This is a genomic window from Oceanospirillum sediminis (assembly GCF_014164585.1).
GTDB lineage: Bacteria > Pseudomonadota > Gammaproteobacteria > Pseudomonadales > Halomonadaceae > Oceanospirillum > Oceanospirillum sediminis.
Genome location: NZ_JACJFM010000007.1, coordinates 51571 through 71472, shown reverse-complemented (window position 1 = coordinate 71472; position 19902 = coordinate 51571). Strand labels below are relative to the sequence as shown.

17 protein-coding genes and 1 riboswitch are annotated in these 19902 nt (G+C 49.7%); of the genes, 4 read left to right on the top strand and 13 right to left on the bottom strand.

Going from position 1 to position 19902, the window contains the following annotated elements; all coding sequences use genetic code 11:
* The 3 genes from H4O21_RS07510 to H4O21_RS07500 form a co-directional block, all read right to left on the bottom strand.
* Positions 1-1382 (bottom strand): polyhydroxyalkanoate depolymerase (locus H4O21_RS07510; RefSeq protein WP_182808236.1); only part of this gene is annotated, 1382 nt, incomplete at its 3' end.
* A gap of 193 nt (positions 1383-1575) precedes the next feature.
* On the bottom strand, positions 1576-2952 hold the full coding sequence (locus H4O21_RS07505) for a DASH family cryptochrome (protein WP_182808235.1): 1377 nt from the start codon (positions 2950-2952) through the stop codon (positions 1576-1578).
* A 16-nt stretch (positions 2953-2968) separates the two neighbouring features.
* The gene (locus H4O21_RS07500) at positions 2969-3700 is read right to left on the bottom strand and encodes an SDR family oxidoreductase (protein WP_220495556.1); all 732 of its coding nucleotides are present in this window, start codon (positions 3698-3700) and stop codon (positions 2969-2971) included.
* A gap of 304 nt (positions 3701-4004) precedes the next feature.
* On the opposite strand from H4O21_RS07500, the gene H4O21_RS07495 reads away from it, so the two are divergent.
* Complete coding sequence (locus tag H4O21_RS07495) at positions 4005-5000, top strand: hypothetical protein (RefSeq protein ID WP_182808234.1); 996 nt, start codon at positions 4005-4007, stop codon at positions 4998-5000.
* Between the two features lie 153 nt (positions 5001-5153).
* Here H4O21_RS07495 and thiC read toward each other — a convergent pair whose 3' ends face one another.
* Positions 5154-7031 (bottom strand): phosphomethylpyrimidine synthase ThiC, encoded by a 1878-nt coding sequence (thiC, locus tag H4O21_RS07490; RefSeq protein ID WP_182808233.1) that lies wholly within the window; start codon positions 7029-7031, stop codon positions 5154-5156.
* 180 nt (positions 7032-7211) lie between these two features.
* Positions 7212-7317: riboswitch (TPP riboswitch) on the bottom strand.
* 243 nt (positions 7318-7560) lie between these two features.
* Here thiC and H4O21_RS07485 point away from each other — a divergent pair.
* The 3 genes from H4O21_RS07485 (at position 7561) to H4O21_RS07475 (ending at position 12373) form a co-directional block, all read left to right on the top strand.
* Entirely contained in the window at positions 7561-7977 is a 417-nt protein-coding gene (locus H4O21_RS07485) for a hypothetical protein (RefSeq protein WP_182808232.1), read from the top strand.
* Between the two features lie 430 nt (positions 7978-8407).
* Positions 8408-9715: a TolC family outer membrane protein gene (locus tag H4O21_RS07480; protein ID WP_182808231.1), complete on the top strand. Its 1308-nt coding sequence runs from the start codon at positions 8408-8410 to the stop codon at positions 9713-9715.
* A gap of 96 nt (positions 9716-9811) precedes the next feature.
* Positions 9812-12373, top strand: a complete 2562-nt coding sequence (locus tag H4O21_RS07475; protein WP_182808230.1) for a sensor domain-containing protein — start codon at positions 9812-9814, stop codon at positions 12371-12373.
* Positions 12374-12386: 13 nt separating this feature from the next.
* On the opposite strand, the gene hemW is transcribed toward H4O21_RS07475, so the two are convergent.
* The 9 genes from hemW to H4O21_RS07430 all read right to left on the bottom strand — a co-directional run bounded on the left by hemW (position 12387) and on the right by H4O21_RS07430 (position 19893).
* Positions 12387-13565, bottom strand: a complete 1179-nt coding sequence (hemW, locus tag H4O21_RS07470) for a radical SAM family heme chaperone HemW (protein WP_182808229.1) — start codon at positions 13563-13565, stop codon at positions 12387-12389.
* A 120-nt stretch (positions 13566-13685) separates the two neighbouring features.
* A complete protein-coding gene (gene rdgB / locus H4O21_RS07465; protein ID WP_182808228.1) occupies positions 13686-14309 on the bottom strand; it encodes an RdgB/HAM1 family non-canonical purine NTP pyrophosphatase in 624 nt (207 codons plus the stop codon).
* A 184-nt stretch (positions 14310-14493) separates the two neighbouring features.
* Positions 14494-14931, bottom strand: a complete 438-nt coding sequence (locus H4O21_RS07460) for a DUF4426 domain-containing protein (RefSeq protein ID WP_182808227.1) — start codon at positions 14929-14931, stop codon at positions 14494-14496.
* A 207-nt stretch (positions 14932-15138) separates the two neighbouring features.
* A complete protein-coding gene (gene metW / locus H4O21_RS07455; protein ID WP_182808226.1) occupies positions 15139-15738 on the bottom strand; it encodes a methionine biosynthesis protein MetW in 600 nt (199 codons plus the stop codon).
* Positions 15735-16892, bottom strand: a complete 1158-nt coding sequence (gene metX / locus H4O21_RS07450) for a homoserine O-succinyltransferase MetX (protein ID WP_182808225.1) — start codon at positions 16890-16892, stop codon at positions 15735-15737. The genes metW and metX overlap by 4 nt, the downstream gene beginning before the upstream one ends.
* Before the next feature lie 296 nt (positions 16893-17188).
* A complete protein-coding gene (locus H4O21_RS07445; protein WP_182808224.1) occupies positions 17189-17485 on the bottom strand; it encodes a DUF167 family protein in 297 nt (98 codons plus the stop codon).
* Positions 17486-17494: 9 nt separating this feature from the next.
* Positions 17495-18088 carry a YggT family protein gene (locus H4O21_RS07440; RefSeq protein WP_182808223.1) on the bottom strand — a complete coding sequence of 198 codons (594 nt, stop codon included), beginning with the start codon at positions 18086-18088 and terminating at the stop codon, positions 17495-17497.
* Between the two features lie 111 nt (positions 18089-18199).
* Entirely contained in the window at positions 18200-19024 is an 825-nt protein-coding gene (proC, locus tag H4O21_RS07435) for a pyrroline-5-carboxylate reductase (protein WP_182808222.1), read from the bottom strand.
* Between the two features lie 158 nt (positions 19025-19182).
* Positions 19183-19893 (bottom strand): YggS family pyridoxal phosphate-dependent enzyme, encoded by a 711-nt coding sequence (locus H4O21_RS07430; RefSeq protein ID WP_182808221.1) that lies wholly within the window; start codon positions 19891-19893, stop codon positions 19183-19185.
* Positions 19894-19902: the final 9 nt, after the last annotated feature.

Below are 19902 nucleotides of genomic sequence, written 5' to 3'. Positions count from 1 at the left end.
ACAGCTTCCACAGCTTCCACAGCTTCCACAGCTTCCACAGCTTCCACAGCTTCCACAGCTTCCACAGCTTCCACAGCTTCCACAGCTTCCACAGCTTCCACTATTTCAGTTACAGGAGAGCTGTTTCCGGGCATTTCTGTTGCAGAGATAGGGACCGCAGAGGACCGGTGTTGCTGAATAAAGGCTTTAATTTCCGGTGCGACCTCTTCACGGAAGCGTCGACCGTTGAAAATACCGTAATGACCTACGCCCGGCTGAACGTAGTGTTTACGTTGCTCATCACTCAGGCCTGACAATATCTTATGGGCTGCTTCTGTTTGCCCCATACCGGTAATGTCATCGCTTTCACCTTCAATCGTCATCAGCGCTGTCCGGCTGACCAGATCCGGACGGATCAGATTACCTTGCCAGGTGATCTCACCTTTGGGCAGCTGATGTTCCAGAAATACTTTCTTGATCGTATCCAGATAAAAATCAGCAGGCAGATCCATAACGGCGAGATACTCGTTATAGAACTTTCGGTGTGCTTCGGCGTTATCGCCATCTCCTTTGATCAGATCACCAAAGAAACGGAAGTGTTTGCTGACATGGCTATCCATATTCATACTCATAAAACCGGATAGCTGAATAAAGCCCGGATAAACCTTCTGACCGGCACCGGTAAAGCCTTTCGGTACGGTGCAGATCACATTGTCCCGGAACCACTCATAGTCTTTGCCAGAGGCATAATCATTAACCTCTGTCGGATTGACGCGGGTATCAATCGGACCACCCATCAGGATAAGAGATGCAGGTGCACAGTGATCGTTCTCAGCCGCCATTACTGATGTAGCAACAATCGCTGGAACACTGGGCTGGCATACGGCAATCATATGGGTATCCGGTCCCAGATGATGCAGGAATTCAATCAGATAACTGACGTAATCATCAAAACTGAAACCTCCTTCGCAAACAGGGACTTCACGGGCGTTCACCCAGTCTGTGATATAAACCTCATGATCCGGCAGGAACTGTTCAACAGTACCGCGCAGCAGGGTTGCGTAATGACCGGACATCGGGGCTACAATCAGCACTTTAGGCTGGGGTTCCTCCAGCCCGGCACGTTTGAAGTGCAGCAGATTACAGAATGGCAGGCCATGACTGATCTGTTCGTTAATACGGTACTTTTCGCCATTAACAGTGGTATAGCGGAAGCCGAATTCAGGTTTTTCATAGTTATCTGTACAGCGTTCGATCAGTTCCGCTGCAGCGGTCATCGTGCGACCTGTCCAGGTGATGCGCAAAGGATTCCATGGCAATGTCAGCTGCTTACGCCAGGCCTGCGCCCAGAGGTGTACCGGTTGTATCATCTGGCTGTACGTGTGGTGCATTCTGTAGAGCATAGCGGGTCTCTCCTTTTAGGTTCTGAACAGGTTGCAGGACGATTATTTTTCTTGTTGTGCATTGCAGCATTGTTTCAGATAGCAAGGATAGACGTTCCGGTGAAAGATGAGAAACACTGAATGTGACTGGTAAACAGAGAAATGTCTGCGATCTTCTTTAAAACAGAAATAAAGTGATATTGGATCGTGATTTTTATCGAATCGGCCAGTCATCAATCCCTATGGTGTCTTCGACCATAGTGGTATCACCCTGCCATTTTCGGATGAAGTGATTATCCGGATCATAAGCTGCACGTTGACGCTCAAGGTTAAAATGGCGACCGCCTCTTGGGTCGGCTCCTACGCCTGCAATATACTGCCAGTTACCGTAGTTACTGCCCGGATCATAATCCAATAACTGGCTTTCGAAATAAGCTGCTCCGTAATGCCAGCTTACAGCCAGCTCATTGACCAGTGCGCTGGCGACGATCTGACGTCCCCGATTAGATAAAAAACCGGTGCTGTTCAGTTGTTTCATACAGGCATTCACTAAAGGATATGGGGTTGAGCCTTCTCGCCAGCTGCGAAAACGTTGTGGATAAAAACTGGTGAGCAGGTTTTTGTGCCGTTCTCCTCCGGGGCGATACAGGTCAGCACCTAACCTGTGTGCAGACCAGTAAAAAAACTCTCGCCATAATAGCTCCTGTTTCAGCCATCCAGTTGATTCGTTACAACAGATCTGGGCCTCGTATTGTTCAATATCAGACCAGACCTGGCGTGGTGATAAACATCCCAGAGCCAGCCAGGGAGACAGCCTGGAAGAGTTCTGCCAGCCATCCAGCTCATTGCGAGTCTGTTTATAATCACTGAGTTGTCGTGTTTGCCAGAAATAACGGTGTAGCTGCTGCCAGCCCTGATCTTCCCCGCCAGAAAAAGGCGCATGACCATGAGGTTCGGGGCTATCAGGCCAGTTGGAGACCTGGATTAAGTGATCCGGAGGTGGTAATGGACGTATATGCTGCAGACCCTCTTTAAGAGTAACCGGTGCCGATACCGTCAGGGCTTCCATCTGGCGACGAAACGGAGTGAACTGCCTGGGGAGTTTTAACAGATGGTCAGGTAGTTGCTCTTTTATCCACAGAGCATTCTGATGAATAATCTGAATAGACGTCTCTGGAATCTGTTGTAACTGCTGCCAGTCTCTGTACTCATCAAGACCGCTGTTATAGCTACCTGCCAGGGTGCTGATCTGATACTGCTGGCAAAGTTCAGATAATACACTGTATCGGTTACCGGATAGCAGGTGCAGATCATGTCCATAGCGCTGCAGACTGGCTTTCAGAGCCAGTAGGCTCTCTTTCAGAAAGCGCCAGCGCTGGCCACCCAGAGATGCGAAACCATTTTTATTCTGACGAAATGCCTGTAGGTCCAGTATGTAAATAAAAAGTATTTCGTCTGTCTGACTAATCAGGTTATTAAGGGCAGGATTATCCTGCAAACGCAGGTCCTGACTGAAACAGTAAAGACCACGGCGAGCAGGTGACGCTTCTATCGTAACCGTATGGGGTGTCTGAATCAGGTGCTTTGTCATTGCATCCTCTATGTCTCTACCAGGGGATTTTCTGGCCATCCCATGCCCAGAAATGACCGCTCTCTCTTGCTGTTAGCTGGTTGATGACTGCCAGTAAATAAGCCGCTGTCTGAGAAGGAGAAAAGAGTTTATCCACAGGTACATTTCTCTGGAAGGGTTCAGACAAGGCCGTATCTGTCGTGCCTGGGTGGAGTGCAGCGACACACACACCTTTATGGGTTCGCTCCCACTCAATACTCAGTGTCTTCAGTGCCATGTTCAGCGCCGCCTTTGAGGCCCGGTAGCTGTACCAGCCTCCCAGGTGATTATCACTTATACTGCCCACACGGGCGCTGATAGTAGCAAATATACCTTGCTGACTGGTCTTCATGACAGGAGCAAAATGTTTAGCCAGTAGCAGGGTAGGCATAGTGTTAACCTGAAAATTGTGCTGAAAAAAATCAGCATCGAATTGTGAAATGCTTTTTTCAGGCCCCTGATGCGGAGTGTGCAGCATCCCCGCACAGTTAATCAGCCAGTCCAGATGATCGAATTGTTCCGCCAGGGCTTTAACCTGATCTTCCTCGGTCAGGTTAACTTGCACCCATTGAACAGTGTCTGACGGGACAGGAACAGGCAGATTAGAGTAGCAGGTAGCCGTAATGCTGGCATCGGGGTGATCACAGGCGATCAACTGCAATAATTCCCGACCAATGCCCCCACTGGCTCCGGTGATCAGTATTTTCAACGACTTTTTATCCATAGGCATATTTTGAGTCTGAATCAAAGTTTCACTCTATACGCAGAGAGGAGAAAAACAGATTTCTGTTTCATCTGGTTTGTCAGAAACTTACACTTAACTTCTTGATAAAGCCTTAAACCTGAAGGGAGAGCCAATGACACTTATCACAGTAAAAAGCCAAAAAAAGAAATTGAATTCTGCTCAGAGCCGCCTTCAGAAAGAATTTGAACGTTTGAGCAAAACGCTTGAGAGAGAACAGCGAAGTTTTAAAACCTTTCAGACAGATATGGAGAACCTGCGACACAGTTATGTTGCAGAGGTTCTCCCTGTTATGAAAGAAAGCTGCACGCCTATAGAAGCCCTGGCAGAAAGATTAATTGAGTTATCGGGACGTAAGAGTCTGTCAAAATGGCACAGAGAAGAGATTGATAGCTGGCTGGATGAGTTGTTTGAGCTTATTGCTGCAGTTAAGCCGGAAAGAGCAGGAGAACTGGCTGAGAAAGCCACAGAGGTGTTTTATCAGGTATCAGGGTATTCGAAAGAAGATATAGAACGAGCTGAGAAAGATGAAGAAGAGTTGATCAGTGATCTGGAAGAACGTCTTCGCGAAATGATGGAAAAACAATTTGGAGAGGGTTTTCCGGATGATGAGGATGAAGACTGGGATGAACAGGATGATCTGTTTGGTTTTACTTCCGAGCAGAAAAGGGAGAAGACAAAGCAGCAGGCAGGTGGCCAGAACAAAGTGGAAACATCTGATGAAGACAAGAGCCCCGGAGCTGACAATGAGAGTTCATTAACGGATGATGCCAGACATCAGGGAGTGGATAAGTGGCTGGCAAAACTATTTCGTAAAGCGGCACAGGCTTTACATCCGGATCGGGAATCTGACCCGGCTAAACGAGCGATTAAGCAGGAAACCATGTCAGAGCTACTGGCTGCCAGGGAAGCAGGGGATATCATCCATATTCTGACGATTTATACTGAGCATGTTCAGCAGGGCCCTGCTGAAGTACCTGAGGAGATGATGCAGGCACTGTGTGATAACCTGACAGAGAAAATTGAGGCTATAGAGTATCAGAAAGAAGACTTTCTGCATGATAACCCGGCCATGATGTTTGTCTATCAGATGCTTTATGACAAACAGAAAAAGAAGCAGAAAGAAAATATTGCATTACAGCAGGAACGGGCCAGAGAGCTGGCGGTGATGGCCACGGAAGACAGGGCATATATGCGTAACCTGAATTGCCTGAAGGAGCTGTTATCGGAGCGTTATGATAATAAAGCAATTCTGTCTATGGATGAGATCCTCAGTCAGTTTCGGTGATCATGAAACAGTTTAGCTCTGACAGCTCTGAAATTTAAATCGGAAAGCTGACTGAGAGTTGCGGACTGGATGCTGGCAAGAGATCATCCAATCCGCTGTCATTTTACTGTTCGCAGGAATCGCGGGCAGCAGCATTGCACATCTATCACGAAGTTACACTTCGTGGTAGATCTTAGAACCGGTATCCAGGAACTCTTTTGACTTTTCCTGCATGCCTTCTTCCGCCTTAGCATTAATGGCAGCGACCTGAGCTTCATCCAGATCACGCACTTCCTGTGAAATCTTCATGGAGCAGAACTTAGGTCCGCACATGGAGCAGAAGTGAGCGACCTTCGCAGATTCTTTCGGTAGGGTTTCATCGTGGTAGGCTCGGGCTGTATCCGGGTCCAGACCGATATTGAACTGGTCTTCCCAGCGGAACTCAAAACGCGCCTTGGACATGGCGTTATCACGTACCTGAGCCGCAGGGTGGCCCTTAGCCAGATCCGCCGCATGGGCCGCAATCTTATAGGTGATAATACCGGTTTTAACGTCATCTTTATTCGGCAGACCCAGGTGCTCTTTTGGCGTTACGTAACACAGCATGGCACAGCCGTACCAGCCGATCATAGCGGCACCGATACCAGAAGTGATGTGGTCATAACCCGGTGCAATATCAGTTACCAGAGGGCCTAAGGTGTAGAACGGCGCTTCGCCACACTCACGTAGCTGCTTGTCCATATTCTCTTTGATCATGTGCATCGGCACGTGACCCGGACCTTCGATAAAGCACTGAACGTCGTGCTCCCAGGCGATCTTAGTCAGCTCACCCAGGGTTTCCAGTTCAGCAAATTGCGCTTCATCGTTGGCATCGTACACGGAACCCGGACGCAGGCCATCACCCAGGGAGAAGGTCACGTCGTAGGCCTTCATGATCTCGCAGATCTCTTCGAAGTGCGTGTACAGGAAGCTTTCTTTATGGTGTGCCAGACACCATTTCGCCATGATGGAACCACCACGGGAGACGATACCTGTCATACGTTTCGCGGTCAGAGGCACATAAGCCAGACGTACACCGGCATGAATGGTGAAGTAATCCACACCCTGTTCCGCTTGCTCAATCAGGGTATCGCGGAACACTTCCCAGGTCAGATCTTCAGCCACGCCGTTTACTTTTTCCAGCGCCTGATAGATGGGTACTGTACCTACCGGGGTCGGGCTGTTACGGATGATCCATTCACGGGTTTCGTGGATGTTCTTACCGGTAGACAGATCCATAATGGTATCTGCACCCCAGCGAATCCCCCAGGTCATCTTGGCCACTTCTTCTTCGATAGAAGAACCCAGCGCCGAGTTACCGATATTGCCGTTAATCTTAGTCAGGAAGTTACGACCGATAATCATCGGCTCGATTTCCGGGTGGTTGATATTGGCAGGCAGTACCGCACGACCACGGGCGATCTCGGAACGGACAAACTCAGGGGTGATTTCCTGAGGAATCGCGGCACCAAAAGAATGGCCCGGATGCTGTTCGTTCAGTTGCAGCTGCTCACGCATCTCTGCCAGCTTCATATTTTCACGGATGGCAACGTATTCCATCTCTGGCGTGATAATACCCTGACGTGCGTAGTGCATCTGGGTAACGTTTTTGCCTTCTTTGGCGCGACGCGGCTTGCGCTGCAGATCAAAGCGCAGATTTTCCAGTGACAGATCTGCTTCGCGCATACGGCCATAGTCAGAGGATAACTCCGACAGAACGTCTGTATCGTTACGCTCGTCGATCCAGGCGTTACGCTGAGGGTTCAGACCTTTACGTACGTCAATGCTGGCTTCAGGGTCGGTGTAAGGGCCTGACGTGTCGTATACACGCAGTGGCTCATTTTCTTCATTGCCAAAGCTGCCTGTGGTTGGGCTAAGGCTGATTTCGCGCATGGGGACACGGATATCCGGGCGGCTGCCTTCGATATAGATCTTTTTTGAATTGGGGAAGGGCTGGACGGATTGCTCATCCACCTGAGCGGTTTCTTTCAGATGTCCATTTGTATACGACATAGCAGATACCTTTATCACGGTCAGATAGTTATCGGGTATTGGCAGTAAATCAGTGGTGACAAGGCTACGGCTGGCGGTGATAGCAACATACACTGCCGGATACGGTTTCCGGGCCCGGTATATTACTGATCAGTATCTGGTGTCTCTGCGGTGTAATGGCTGACGATCAGTCAGTTTCTGTCAGAGACATTTCTCGATTCCTACGCTGGAATTACCCAGTTCAGGTTCTTCGGGTTCCGCTGCAGCGCAGCGATCTCAGCCAACCATCGCACCCCGTCAAGACTTGCAGTGAGTCTAGGTAGACAGCATCAGGCTGTCCAGTCTTTCCGTAAGAAATAAGTGTAAAGAGAAGTGGATAGTAACAGAAATCCGGTGGTTATTTGCCGCTCTGGCAGGCAGTCGATTGCCGTCATAAATTAAAGAAAGGCAACTTTTTGCCGAAATCAGATGATACGGCACTGAATCTCTGGTGTCGGCAATATTCTGATGCAGCCTGCTTTGAATCGAAGTGGGCGGCTGGGGTTCGGCTATGAAAATTATTAATCAGTTAGAACAGTCCCAGGAGGTTACCAGGTCGCTTAATCAGGCCCTGCATAAATCTCAGGGGGCGCAGTTCTCTATGTTGCTCAGCATTCTGACCACCCCGATTCATACTGATGATCTGCAGGGATATGATTCCAATGATCAGATAGATATGAATCAGGCAGGGCTGGAAGCCGATGCGAAGAAGCGCCGTACAGCGATGGTTGTAAACAGTGCATTTGGTGAATCCATGCGGGAAGGCTACGGTGGTTATTACAGTTATCTGAGGGCACTGGCGGATACCTATCCTCATATTCAGCAGGTGACAGCAGTGAAACCCGTTGATGTGAAGCAGGTTTATGAACTGGCCACTGCACCTGAGTTAGGCGAAACTCTGGTTCGACAGGTGAAAATGGTAGCCTGACGATAAGTTGTTAATATCCGGTTAACTTATTTTTAACCTTTTTTCTGCGATAGTCTGTTATTAACTCTGTTAGACTGGCCGGTATGATTTTCTGACAAAGTCAGACAATATAGCTGAAGCAATTGTTGTATAAAGGTATTTTCGTAACAGGCAGGTTCAGGCCGAATCTGTTTTTTGGGCACTGAGGGTAAACAATCACTTCTGCCCTGTTCGATTAATTATACCGTTTGAGTGTTGGCTGATCGCTCTGACACACTGAGACCCCGTCGTTAATCCGTGGGATTTTTCTCGGAGTGGTCAGTCAGGTACGCTTTAACAGATAGCGCTTCAACCGTATTCCGAAATCAGTTAAATTAGTTTCTACTTAAATAGATAGGGCAGCATTATTTTTGCTGTCTTTCTGCCGGTTAAAAATGTGCAGGAGCAGGCTATGCGACGAATTACCGCTCTTTCAGCGGCCGTGATTACAGCTCTGAGCTTAAATGCTCAGGCCAGTAACCTTTCCGATATTTACCAGGACGCTCTGGCGAATGACCAGCAGCTGAAAATTGCTAAAGCTCAGCTGGAAGCTGTATATGAGGATGAAGAGATTGCCCGCGCCGGTATGCGTACCAGCGTATCAGCCGGAGGTAGTCTGAACCGCAATGAAAGAGATGGTAAAAGCTCCGGTAATAACATCAGCACTGGCTATAATTCACTATCTGCCAGCCTGAATGTCACTCATCCATTATATAACGAAGGCAAGTCACGCCAGATTGGTGTTGCTGAAGCCTCGACTGAGCAGGCTGAGCTGACGTATGCCTCCTCTGAAATGGATCTGATTGTCCGGGTAACAGAAGCCTTTTTCGCGGTACTGCGTGCGAAGGATACACTGAACTCATCTCTGGCACAGGAAAAGGCGATTAACCGCCAGCTGGAACAGGCTCAGCAGCAATTTAAAGTTGGCCTGATTCCTATCACCGGTGTGAATGAAGCCCAGGCGGCTTATGATGCGGCCCGTGCAGCCCGGATTGGCGCTGAAGGTGATCTGCTGATCAGTGAAGAAGCGTTGCAGCTGATCACTGGTAAAAGCTACGATAACCTGAACGCATTATCTGAAGATTTTCCTGTCGCATCGCCTAAGCCTGTCAGTGTGCAGTACTGGATTGATCTGGCGCTGGATAACAGCCCGGAAGTCAAAGCAGCTTATAAGCAAAAAGATGCGGCAGAACTGAGTGTAGGGGTGGCTAAAGCGGCACTGAAACCATTTGTGGATGCGAAAGCTTCTCTGGCTCATCAGTATCAGGATACCTCTCAGGAAACCAGTCTGACGGACCTGGCACTGGGTGTAGAGATGGGCTGGCAGATTTATACTGGTGGTTCCACCAGCGCTAATATTCGCAAAGTAGGCCACGCCCTGAATCAGGCCGCACAGTCTCTGGAGTTGCAAAAGCGTTCTGCCGCTCTGAATGCCCGTAGCTACTATATTCAGGTTACCACCAGTGTGCAGCAGGTGGAGGCTCGTCGTCAGGCGCTGATCTCATCGGAAAGCGCTCTGAAAGCAACACGTTCCGGTTATGAGGTAGGCACACGTAACATTGTAGATGTTCTGCAGGCTGAACAGGCGTTTTATACGGCTGAAACCGCTTATCTGGATACTCGCTACAGCTATATTGTCAGCCTTATTAAGCTGAAACAGGCCGCAGGTGTTCTGAAGCCAGAAGATATTGCTGCACTGGATCAGTGGTTGCAGTCGTAATACACTTTATTTACTCAATCTTTTCAGCCCCTCTTGCAGGGGCTTTTTTATTTAGGGTAGCCTAGGCAGTCCTGATAGTCCGGTACACTCGGAGCGATGAACAATAATTACAAGGGACAACAACCCGCCGGAGCGGCTATGGATAAGCAACCCAGCGCTGTTATTGATGCCAGCCTGTTTGATACGGGGTCTGTGGCAATATTTAAGTGGAGCACCCTATCTCAGCCAGATAATCCCTGGCCTGTGATTTATGCCAGCCAGAATGTAAAGGAGATCTTTGGTTATCAGCCAGAGGATCTGATTTCCGGCAAGGTCCGTTTTATTGATCTGCTGCATCCGGAAGATCTGGCCAGGGTTGAAGATGAAGTCAATCGTGCCGTTGAGTCTGGTGAATCCCACTTTAAACATGCCGATTATCGTATTTACTGCCGCGACTGTTCTGTTCGCTGGGTAATGGATTACACCATGATTCAGCGGGACCAGAATGGTCATCCTGAATGTTTTATCGGCTATCTGATTGATGTGACGGAAAGAAAAACTCAGGAAGCTGATCTGGTAGAAAGTGAACAGCGCTACCGGGCGTTGTTTGAAGGCAGTCAGGTGGTTGAGTTCCTGCTTGATCCGGCGACAGGGCTGATTGTGGATGCTAATCAGGCGGCCTGTACTTTCTATGGCTATAGCCGGGCTGATATGAAAAAAATGCATATCAACCGGATCAATACTCTGTCTCATGAACAGTTAAAACAAGCGATTACCGAGGCTGAAGACGGTGGTCAAAGTCACTTCGTTTTTAAACATCGGCTTAGTGATGGTTCCGTCAGGGATGTTGAAGTTCATAGTGGCCTGATCCGCTATCAGGGCCGCGAACTGCTTTACTCCATTGTGCATGATATTACCGATCGTCTGGAGGCTGAACGGGACCTGATCAAACTGTCCAATGCTCTGGACCAGAGTGGCAGCATTGTGATGCTGACTGATTCCAGCCATAAGATTGAATTTGTAAATCGACAGTTCACCCGGGTTACAGGATTTAACTCTCAGGATGTGGTTGGAGAGCATGTGGACTTTCTGTCGGCTGGACGTACCTCCTATGAGGTACGCAGCAAGCTGTCAGAAAGCCTGAAACAGCGTAAAAGCTGGCATGGTGAGCTGCTTTGTCGGCGTAAAAATGGTGAAGTCTACTGGAGCAGCATGTCGGTATCTCCGGTGATGGATGGTGATGATGAAATATCCTGTGTGGTCGCTGTTGCTGAGGATCTGACTGAGCAACGGGAAACAGACCGTAAGATCCAGCAGCTGGCGTTTTTTGATCCGACTACTGGCCTCGGCAATCGTCAGTATCTGCTGGATGCTCTGGATAAATTCTTTATTCAGCACGCCGGACACCGCAACCGCCCAGACAGAACCGCTCTGATCTATATTGATCTGGATGATTTTAAACGCATCAATGACTCTCTGGGACATGAAATGGGAGACCGCCTGATCAAAACAGCCGCTCATCGTCTGAAGGTGGTGGTCAGTGATCAGGATATTCTGGTTCGTCTTGGTGGGGATGAGTTTGCCATACTCAAACACTTTGAAAGTGACCTGATTATGGATCACTGGCTGGAACAGTTGGTGCACCAGTTTATCCGTACCGTCAAACTGGGGCCTCATACCCTGAATATGTTTGCCAGTATTGGCATTGCGATGTTGCCGGATGATGCCAGTGATACCGGAACCGGACTGCGTAACGCTGAACTGGCCATGTACCGGGCGAAAAAAGCCAAAGGGTGTGGTTATCAGTTTTTCTCTGAGGAACTTAATCATCAGGCAGTAGACCGGTTGCATAAAGAGATGAAGCTGCGTAATGCCCTGACAGATAATGAGCTGGAGCTTTACTATCAGCCAAAGGTTCATCTGGATACCGGTAAGGTGATGGGGGTTGAAGCCCTTGTTCGCTGGCATGATCCGGAAAATGGCATGATTCCACCGGGTGAGTTTATCCCGCTGGCAGAGGAAACCGGACTGATCCTGCCTATGAGTGAGTGGATTCTGGAGCAGGCCTGTTACCAGGTGGTCAGCTGGCAACAATCGCTGAGTATGCCCCTGAAAATGGCAGTGAATCTGTCTGTGCGTCAGTTCCAGGACCCGCTGTTTGTTCAGAATGTAGCCGATATTCTCCGTAAAACCGGGGTTAATCCGGCACTGATTGAACTGGAAATCACTGAAAGTATGCTGATGGAGAATATGGATACTGTGCTGCCTATGCTGGATGAGCTGAAGCAGCTTGGTGTCAGCCTGGCGATTGATGATTTTGGCACTGGCTATTCTTCTCTGGCGTATCTGAAAAAGATGCCGATTGATGTACTGAAAGTGGACCGGGCTTTTGTTCAGGATCTGCCTCACGATCAGAATGATTGTGCGATTACCAGAGCGGTGATCCTGATGGCGCAGCAGCTGGGGTTAAATGTGGTCGCTGAGGGCATTGAGGATCTGACTCAGGCTGAATTTCTGACTGACAACGGTTGTCAACTGGGACAGGGGTTTTATTTCAGCCGTCCGTTACGGCTGGACGATCTTGAAAGCTTGCTGGCAGACTCAGGACTTCTGGCGGCGGGGTCCGCCGGACAGTCCGGCCATATGGGGTCGGACTGTGAGCTTGAGCTGACCGATTAAGTCTGACCGGGTTTTATTCTGCGCTGAGAAATTGCTCCAGTACGGCATTCAGATAGCTAAAGCCCTCTTCTGTCGTTGCCAGGCGCCCTGTTCCTGTTTGCAACAGGCCCAGCTGGCGCAGGTGCTGAAGAATCGGCTCTGTTGATGCTATCGCCTGTCCGGTGCGTGCCTGATACAGGGCTTCAGGCACACCCTCTTTCAGCCTGAGTACATTCATGAAAAATTCCAGCGGCAGGTCTTCCTGCTGAATAATCTTCTGATCTGATAACGGCTGTATTGCACTCAGATACTGTTTCGGGCTGCGATATTTGGTGGTGCGGATAATTTTATCCAGTCCTGTACCGGCGGCATTCAGCTGGCTTATTTTGCCATGAGCACCGGCACCAATTCCCAGATAATCTCCGAACTGCCAGTAATTCAGATTGTGCCGGGCTTCACTGCCTGGCAGGCTGTAACCGGATACTTCGTATTGCCTGAATCCAGCCTGATGGATCATCGCCTGGCCCGACTCCTGTATCTGCCACAGAATTTCATCTTCCGGTAACGGTGGTGGTGATTGATAGAAGGCCGTATTCGGCTCCAGTGTCAGCTGATACCAGGACAGATGATCGGGTTGCAGATCAATAGCCTGTTGCAGATCTGCCAGTGCTTCCTGCTCTGTCTGTTCAGGCAAACCGTGCATCAGATCCAGGTTAAAACGGGTAAAACCGGCTTTACGAGCGCTTTCTGCAGCCCGTATTGCATCGTGTCGATTATGTATCCGGCCAAGGCGTTTCAGTTTATCCGGTGAAAAACTCTGAATACCAATGGATAACCGGTTGACTCCCGCGGTGTAGTAACCCTCAAAACGCCCCTGTTCCACAGTGCCCGGATTGGCCTCCAGGGTGATTTCTATATTGTCTTCAAAGGGAATACGTTGTGCCGTACCTGCCAGAATCTGGTCAATGGCTTGCGGGGAAAACAGGCTGGGGGTACCGCCACCAAAAAAAATACTGTGTAGTTTTCTGCCCTGAACCCAATGCAGATCCTGCTCCAGGTCCTGTAATAACGCCTGTACATAGGCTTGTTCCGGCAGAGTCTGATCCTTCCGTCGGTCCAGTCCATGAGAGTTAAAGTCACAGTACGGGCATTTCTGTACACACCAGGGAATATGAATATAGAGGCTGAGTGGCGGTAACACGGATGGACTCATTCTGTCTGAAGTGGATTGACCTGTCCGGCCTGTCTTTTTTCCAGCCGGACAGTGAAGTATTCTGCTTTGCGTTGTGCTGATTCGAAGCGTTTTAATACTGACGAATCTGAGTCAGCTAACTTAGCTGCTCTGGCGCTGCTGTAGCTGAGTAATCAGATCCAGTGTAGCCCGTCCGCGATGGCTGCGTTTATTTTTTTCTTCGGCCGTCAGCTCGGCGGCTGTGCATTGCAGATCGTCTACCCAGAACAATGGGTCGTAACCAAATCCACCTTCACCCTGAGCGGCTTCCAGAATACGGCCTTCCCAGCTGCCCTGAGCAATAATCGGGGTCGGATCATCCGCATGACGCAGATAGACCAGTACACACCAGTAGCGAGCGATCCGTTGTTCCGCTGGCAGCCCGGACAGTTCCTGCAGCAGTTTGTCATTATTTTTCTGGTCGGTGGCTCCCGGACCTGAGAAACGTGCAGAATAGATACCCGGTGCACCTTTCAGTGCATCCACTTCGATACCTGAATCATCCGCCATGGCGGGCTGGCCGCTGACCCGGCTGGCTTCGCGGGCTTTCAGTAGTGCATTCTCAACAAAAGTCAGGCCGGTTTCGTCCACCTCAGGCACCTGGTATTCTGACTGAGGTACCACTTCAAATCCCAGAGGTGCCAGTACCTGGCCAAACTCTTTTAACTTGCCTTTATTGCCACTGGCCAGCACCAGTTTCTGAAGGTTTTCGCTATTCTGGCTCATTGTTTTCTTCAGTGTTGATAGGAAGCCTGCTGGCTTCAGATAATAAAGAAGGTGATGATCAGGCATCACAGTGTTAAACAGGGGAAGTTTATCACGATTGTCCGCTCTCTCCTGATAAATGCACCGGGCGGAGCTATTTATCAGAAGGAGAAGCAGGTATGGGGCGATCTGTTTGTATTATTCGCTATTCACCATAGAAGCGGCGGATAAAGCTCAGATCATGAGCGGGAATATTCGGATCAAAACGCACTTTTAACCGGAAACGAGTCGGCTCATCTTCGGTGAAATTGAAGGTTGTGATCTGATAGATGCCGTCTTTTTCCCGTATGGTACGAAATCCCAGATTGGTGCTTTGACCGGCCAGGTTAGATACGTCACCCGTCACCAGAGCTTCTACCGGTTTGTAGCTGTCATCAGCCTGTTTTTTCAGTACTGAGATATTGATCATCGCCTGATAACGGCTGCGAACAATCTTATAGGCTCTGGCCACATCCGGTTGCAGAAAGCCGGTGGTAAAGGTGTTGTAGTGAATCTGATAATCGCCGATCTGTTCGAACTGTTCAGCACGGGCGGGTAGTGCGATTGTCAGTAGCAGACTCAGTGTCAGCAGAAGACGTGACATGATTGACCTCCTGATCAGAATATAGGAGCAGGTGAATAGTTAAAGCTGAATATCAGAACAAAACGTGTCAGAGAAACCAGCGAACATGATGACATGCCCGATGGCTTCCGACCCTGATCTCAGTATCAGACCTGTTCCGGATTAAATAATTCAGGCATTTTTACGATAAAAATGCCTGTCCGTGGCTCAGATCTGGCTACCAGAATCTCAGCGGGTAACCCGATAGATGGCCAGTTCACCAAACAGATTCGGCCATATGCGTGTTGCCCAGTGAGTTTCATGCTCACTGTTGCCCACGGCCCGGTCCAGAATTCTGAACTGACGATCCTTACAGAGCTGTTCAAAGTCCCGGAAGGTCGACAGGTGAATATTCGGGGTATCATACCAGGTGTGTGGCAGAGACTTGGATACCGGCATTTCACCTTTCAGTGCCAGATAGAAGCGGCAGCGCCAGTATGCGAAGTTCGGAAAAGTGACAATGCACTCTTTTCCGACCCTCAGCATCTCTTCCAGCATCAGATCAGGTCGACGCAGTGCCTGCAGTGCCTGAGTCATCACCACCAGATCATAGCTCTGATCCTTAAAATTACTCAGGCCATCATCCAGGTTCTGTTCGATCACATTGACGCCTCGGGAGACGCAGGTGGTTATTTTCGCCGGATCAATTTCCAGACCATAACCGTGCACCTGCTTATGCTGCTGCAGATAGCTCAGCAGCTCTCCGTTACCGCAGCCCAGATCCAGTACCCTGTCGTTCGGGTTGACCCATTCCTGGATAATTTTCAGGTCAGGACGATTCAGGCTCATGATACACCTCCGGCGGTCTGGTCAGCGACCCGATTCATAAAGGCTGAAAAAATCGCTTCATAGCGTTCATTGGGAATCAGGAAGGCATCGTGACCGTGAGGTGATTCGATACAGGCATAGCAGACGTTTTTGCCAGCCTCCGTCAGGGCATTGACGATCTCCTCAGAACGAGCCGGAGAGAAACGCCAGTCTGTACTGAAAGAGATGACCAGAAAATGACTTCTGGCCCGAGCCACAGCATCAGACAGTTTACCGTTGAATTCGGCGGATGGATCATAATAATCCAGGGCCTTGGTCATCAGCAGATAGGTGTTGGCATCGAAGCTGCCTGAGAACATATCGCCCTGATAGCGCAGATAACTCTCAACCTGGAACTCAACATCATAACCGTAGTTAATTTTGTCGGTGCGCAGGTCCCGGCCAAATTTACTACCCATAGAGTCTTCAGACAGATAGGTAATATGGCCGACCATTCTGGCCAGGCGCAGTCCCTGACGGGGCAGGGTATTATGCTCGGCATAACGTCCGTTATGAAACTCAGGGTCACTCATAATGGCCTGACGGGCCACTTCATTGAATGCGATATTCTGAGCTGTCAGGCGAGGAGCGGCCGCAATCACAGCGGTGTTACGCATTCGTTCCGGATGGTGAATGGACCATTGTAAGGCCTGCATTCCACCCAGGCTGCCACCGATAATCGCAGCCCAGACATCAATCTGCAGGTAATCACTCAGCCGACGCTGGCTTTCTACCCAGTCCGGAACCGTCATGACCGGGAAATCAGGACCATAGGTTGTCCCGGTTTCCGGATTGATTGATGTCGGGCCGGTAGAGCCATTACAGCCCCCCAGATTATTCAGGCATACAACAAAAAATTTATGGGTATCAATACACTTGCCGGGACCAATATAAGCATCCCACCAGCCGGGTTTGCGGTCATCCATCGAGTGATAACCGGCAGCATGGTGTGTTCCGCTCAGGGCATGACAGATCAGCACCGCATTGCTGCGTTCAGCATTCAGTGTACCGTAGGTTTCGTAGATAAGTTCGTAGCTGTCCAGCGTACGACCACAGGCTAGTTCCAGCGGGGTGTCAAAACGTGCAATTTGCGGTTCAACAATACCGACAGAATCTTCAGGAATTGCAGTAGGCATTTTTCCCGGATCGTCCTCAATCAAGATATCTGTGGACGGCTTAGCCTCTCTGCAATATGTATTTTACTGCCCGTGAAGGCGCGTAAAAACAATGCCAGCAGAGTACAAGCCGCGGAAAGGACTCACTGTACCATAATTATCTATGAATGCTGCACGGCTTTATGCTGTATACGGGCAGATAATGGCATATTCGCGATATTGCCCGGACCAGAGTGGAGTATAGAAATAACCTTATAGCTTATCTGCTCTGATAAGGTCTTTATTGCTGGGACATGTCACTGTGAAAACAGGATGAATCAGGTCGTCTGAAGGCCGGGAATCTCAGGCAGTTTTTCCGGGGCCTGAATCCGCACGCGTTTCTGCCGACTCAGCTCACCCTGAAGGATATGGACTTTGCTTTTACTGACGCCAAACTGCCGGGCCAGAAATTTACACAAGTGCGCATTGGCTTTGCCATCGACAGGAGGCGCGGTAATTCGGATTTTGAGGCGACCATCATGTTCACCACAGAATTCATCCTTACCGGCTTTAGGCTGAAGATGGCAGGCGATGATCAGATCATCGCCATCCCACTGACAAAATGAAGATGTCATAACCGGGTATTACATACCGGCAACCAGACGCGTCGGCAGACCGGACATCTGGGCCAGAGGACCAACAACCAGAATCTCCAGTACGTTGATACCAATAAAGACAAAGATTGGTGACAGATCCAGGCCGCCCATAGAAGGCAGAATATTACGTACCGGTGCCATAACGGGTTCTGTAATCTGGTAAATCAGCATGGCGCCGGGATGGCCGCTTTGTGGAGCAACCCAGCTCAGAATAATCGAAATCAGCAGAGCAAAGAAATAGATGTCCAGCAAGGTTGAGATCACACCAGTCAGGCCACCCATCAGCAGATTAAACACCGGAGGCATACCTGCTCCGGCAATCTGAAGCACAGCAACCAGTCCCAGGACCTTGATGATAAAGGCAACAATCAGGGTTGCCAGATCAATACGGCCCATCGGACGGATAATGGTCTGAAACGGGCGAACAACCGGCGACGTCAGCTTGGCGACCGCCTGTGAAATAGGGTTATAAAAATCAGCTTTAGAGAATTGCAGAATAAAACGCAGTACCACGATAAACAGGTACAGGCTGACCAGAGTAGAAATCAGATAAACGCCAGCATTACCAACAGATTGTCCCATTGTGGCATAGCTCCTGAAAATGAATGTTGTCTTATTGTATGGAGGCAAAAGCGTTTTTTTCCAGCACTATTCGCAGGTTTAACGGATCTTTTGCCTGTTCTGGCAGCAGAATTACTGATCCAGTAGTTCTGCCAGCTCTTTACCCCGGTTGGCCGAGGCTTTGACGGCTTTTTCAAACAGTTCTGTCAGACCGCCTTCATTAAAGGTTCTGATCGCCTGTTCTGTCGTGCCGCCCGGTGACGTAACCCGGCGGCGTAATTCTGCTGGCTCCACATCACTTTCTGTGGCCATTCTGGCAGCTCCCAGAGCTGTTTGCAGGGTCAATTGACGTGCCACTTCCGGTGTCAGGCCAACGGATTCCCCCGCCTGTTGCATCGCTTCCATCATCAGGAAGAAATAAGCCGGGCCGCTGCCGGAAACCCCGGTAACCGCTTCCATTAACTCTTCCTTGTCTACCCAGAGCGCAATACCTGTGGCTTGCATCATACTTTCAGCCAGTGCTTTCTGAGACTCACTGACCTTGTTATTGGCAAACAGACCGGTTGCACCACAACGCAGTAAAGAAGGGGTGTTAGGCATGGTGCGAATCACGGCGACATCGCCACCCAGCCAGCGTTCCAGTGTCTCTGCTGTCAGGCCTGCAGCTACGGAGATAATCAGAGGTTTGCTGGCTTGCACCTGATCTCTGATCTGATCGCACAGCTCCTTCATCATCTGAGGTTTGACACCCAGGATGATCACATCATGGCTGGCAACAGTAGCGATATTATCGGAACTGACCTGAATATCCCATTGTGCCTGCATCTCTTTTAATGGCGCTTCGGAACGGCGTGTCGCTGTAATCTGCTCCGGGGGATAGCCTTCAGCTATCAGGCCTCCAATGATACTACCGCACATATTGCCGGCACCCAGAAACGCCAGAGTGGCATTTTGCATAGTATAAATTCCTCTGTTTTCGGACAGTTCTGCCTGAATTTTTCCGGATCTCAGATCATTTATAAAAGATCCGGGGCAGTATTCTGTGCTCCGCAAGACAGCGACGACGATTATTTCATGCGTATTACTGTTACGGAGTGATTCGATCAATACCGTTATTATGCCGGATAAGAGCGGGCTCCGAATATAGCCGTGCCAATTCGAACCATGGTGCTGCCTTCGGCAATGGCGGCGTCCATATCCCCGGTCATGCCCATCGACAGGGTATCCATCTGAGGATGATCTGCTTTTAATTCAAACAGGGCAGCCTGCAGAGCGGCAAACGGTTTTCTTTGCTCTTGCTGAGTATCCGCCGGTGCCGGAATCGCCATAAGACCTCTCAGGGTCAGGTTTGGCATCTGTGCTATCTGAGCGGCCAGTTCCGGGAGTTCTGTCAGGGTAATGCCTGATTTTGTGGCTTCTTCACTGATATTGATCTGCAGGCAGATATTCAGTGGTGGCAGGTGTTCCGGGCGCTGATCATTCAGGCGTTGAGCAACTTTCAGGCGATCCACGCTGTGTACCCATTGAAAGCTTTCCGCGATGGCCCGGGTTTTGTTGGACTGAATCGGGCCGATAAAGTGCCAGCAGATATCCAGATCTTTAAGGATTTCCTGTTTTTCCAGTGATTCCTGCAGATAATTTTCACCAAAATCTCTTTGCCCTGCCTGCCAGGCGGCTTTCAGTGCTTCAGCAGGTTTCGTTTTGCTGACTGCCAGCAGGGTAACTGTGTCAGGTGATCGTTGATAGCGCTCGCAACTCTGTCTGATCTGCTCACGGACACCGGATAGATTCTCAGCGATAGTCTCAGCATTAGCTTGGTCAGTCATGGTAGATTA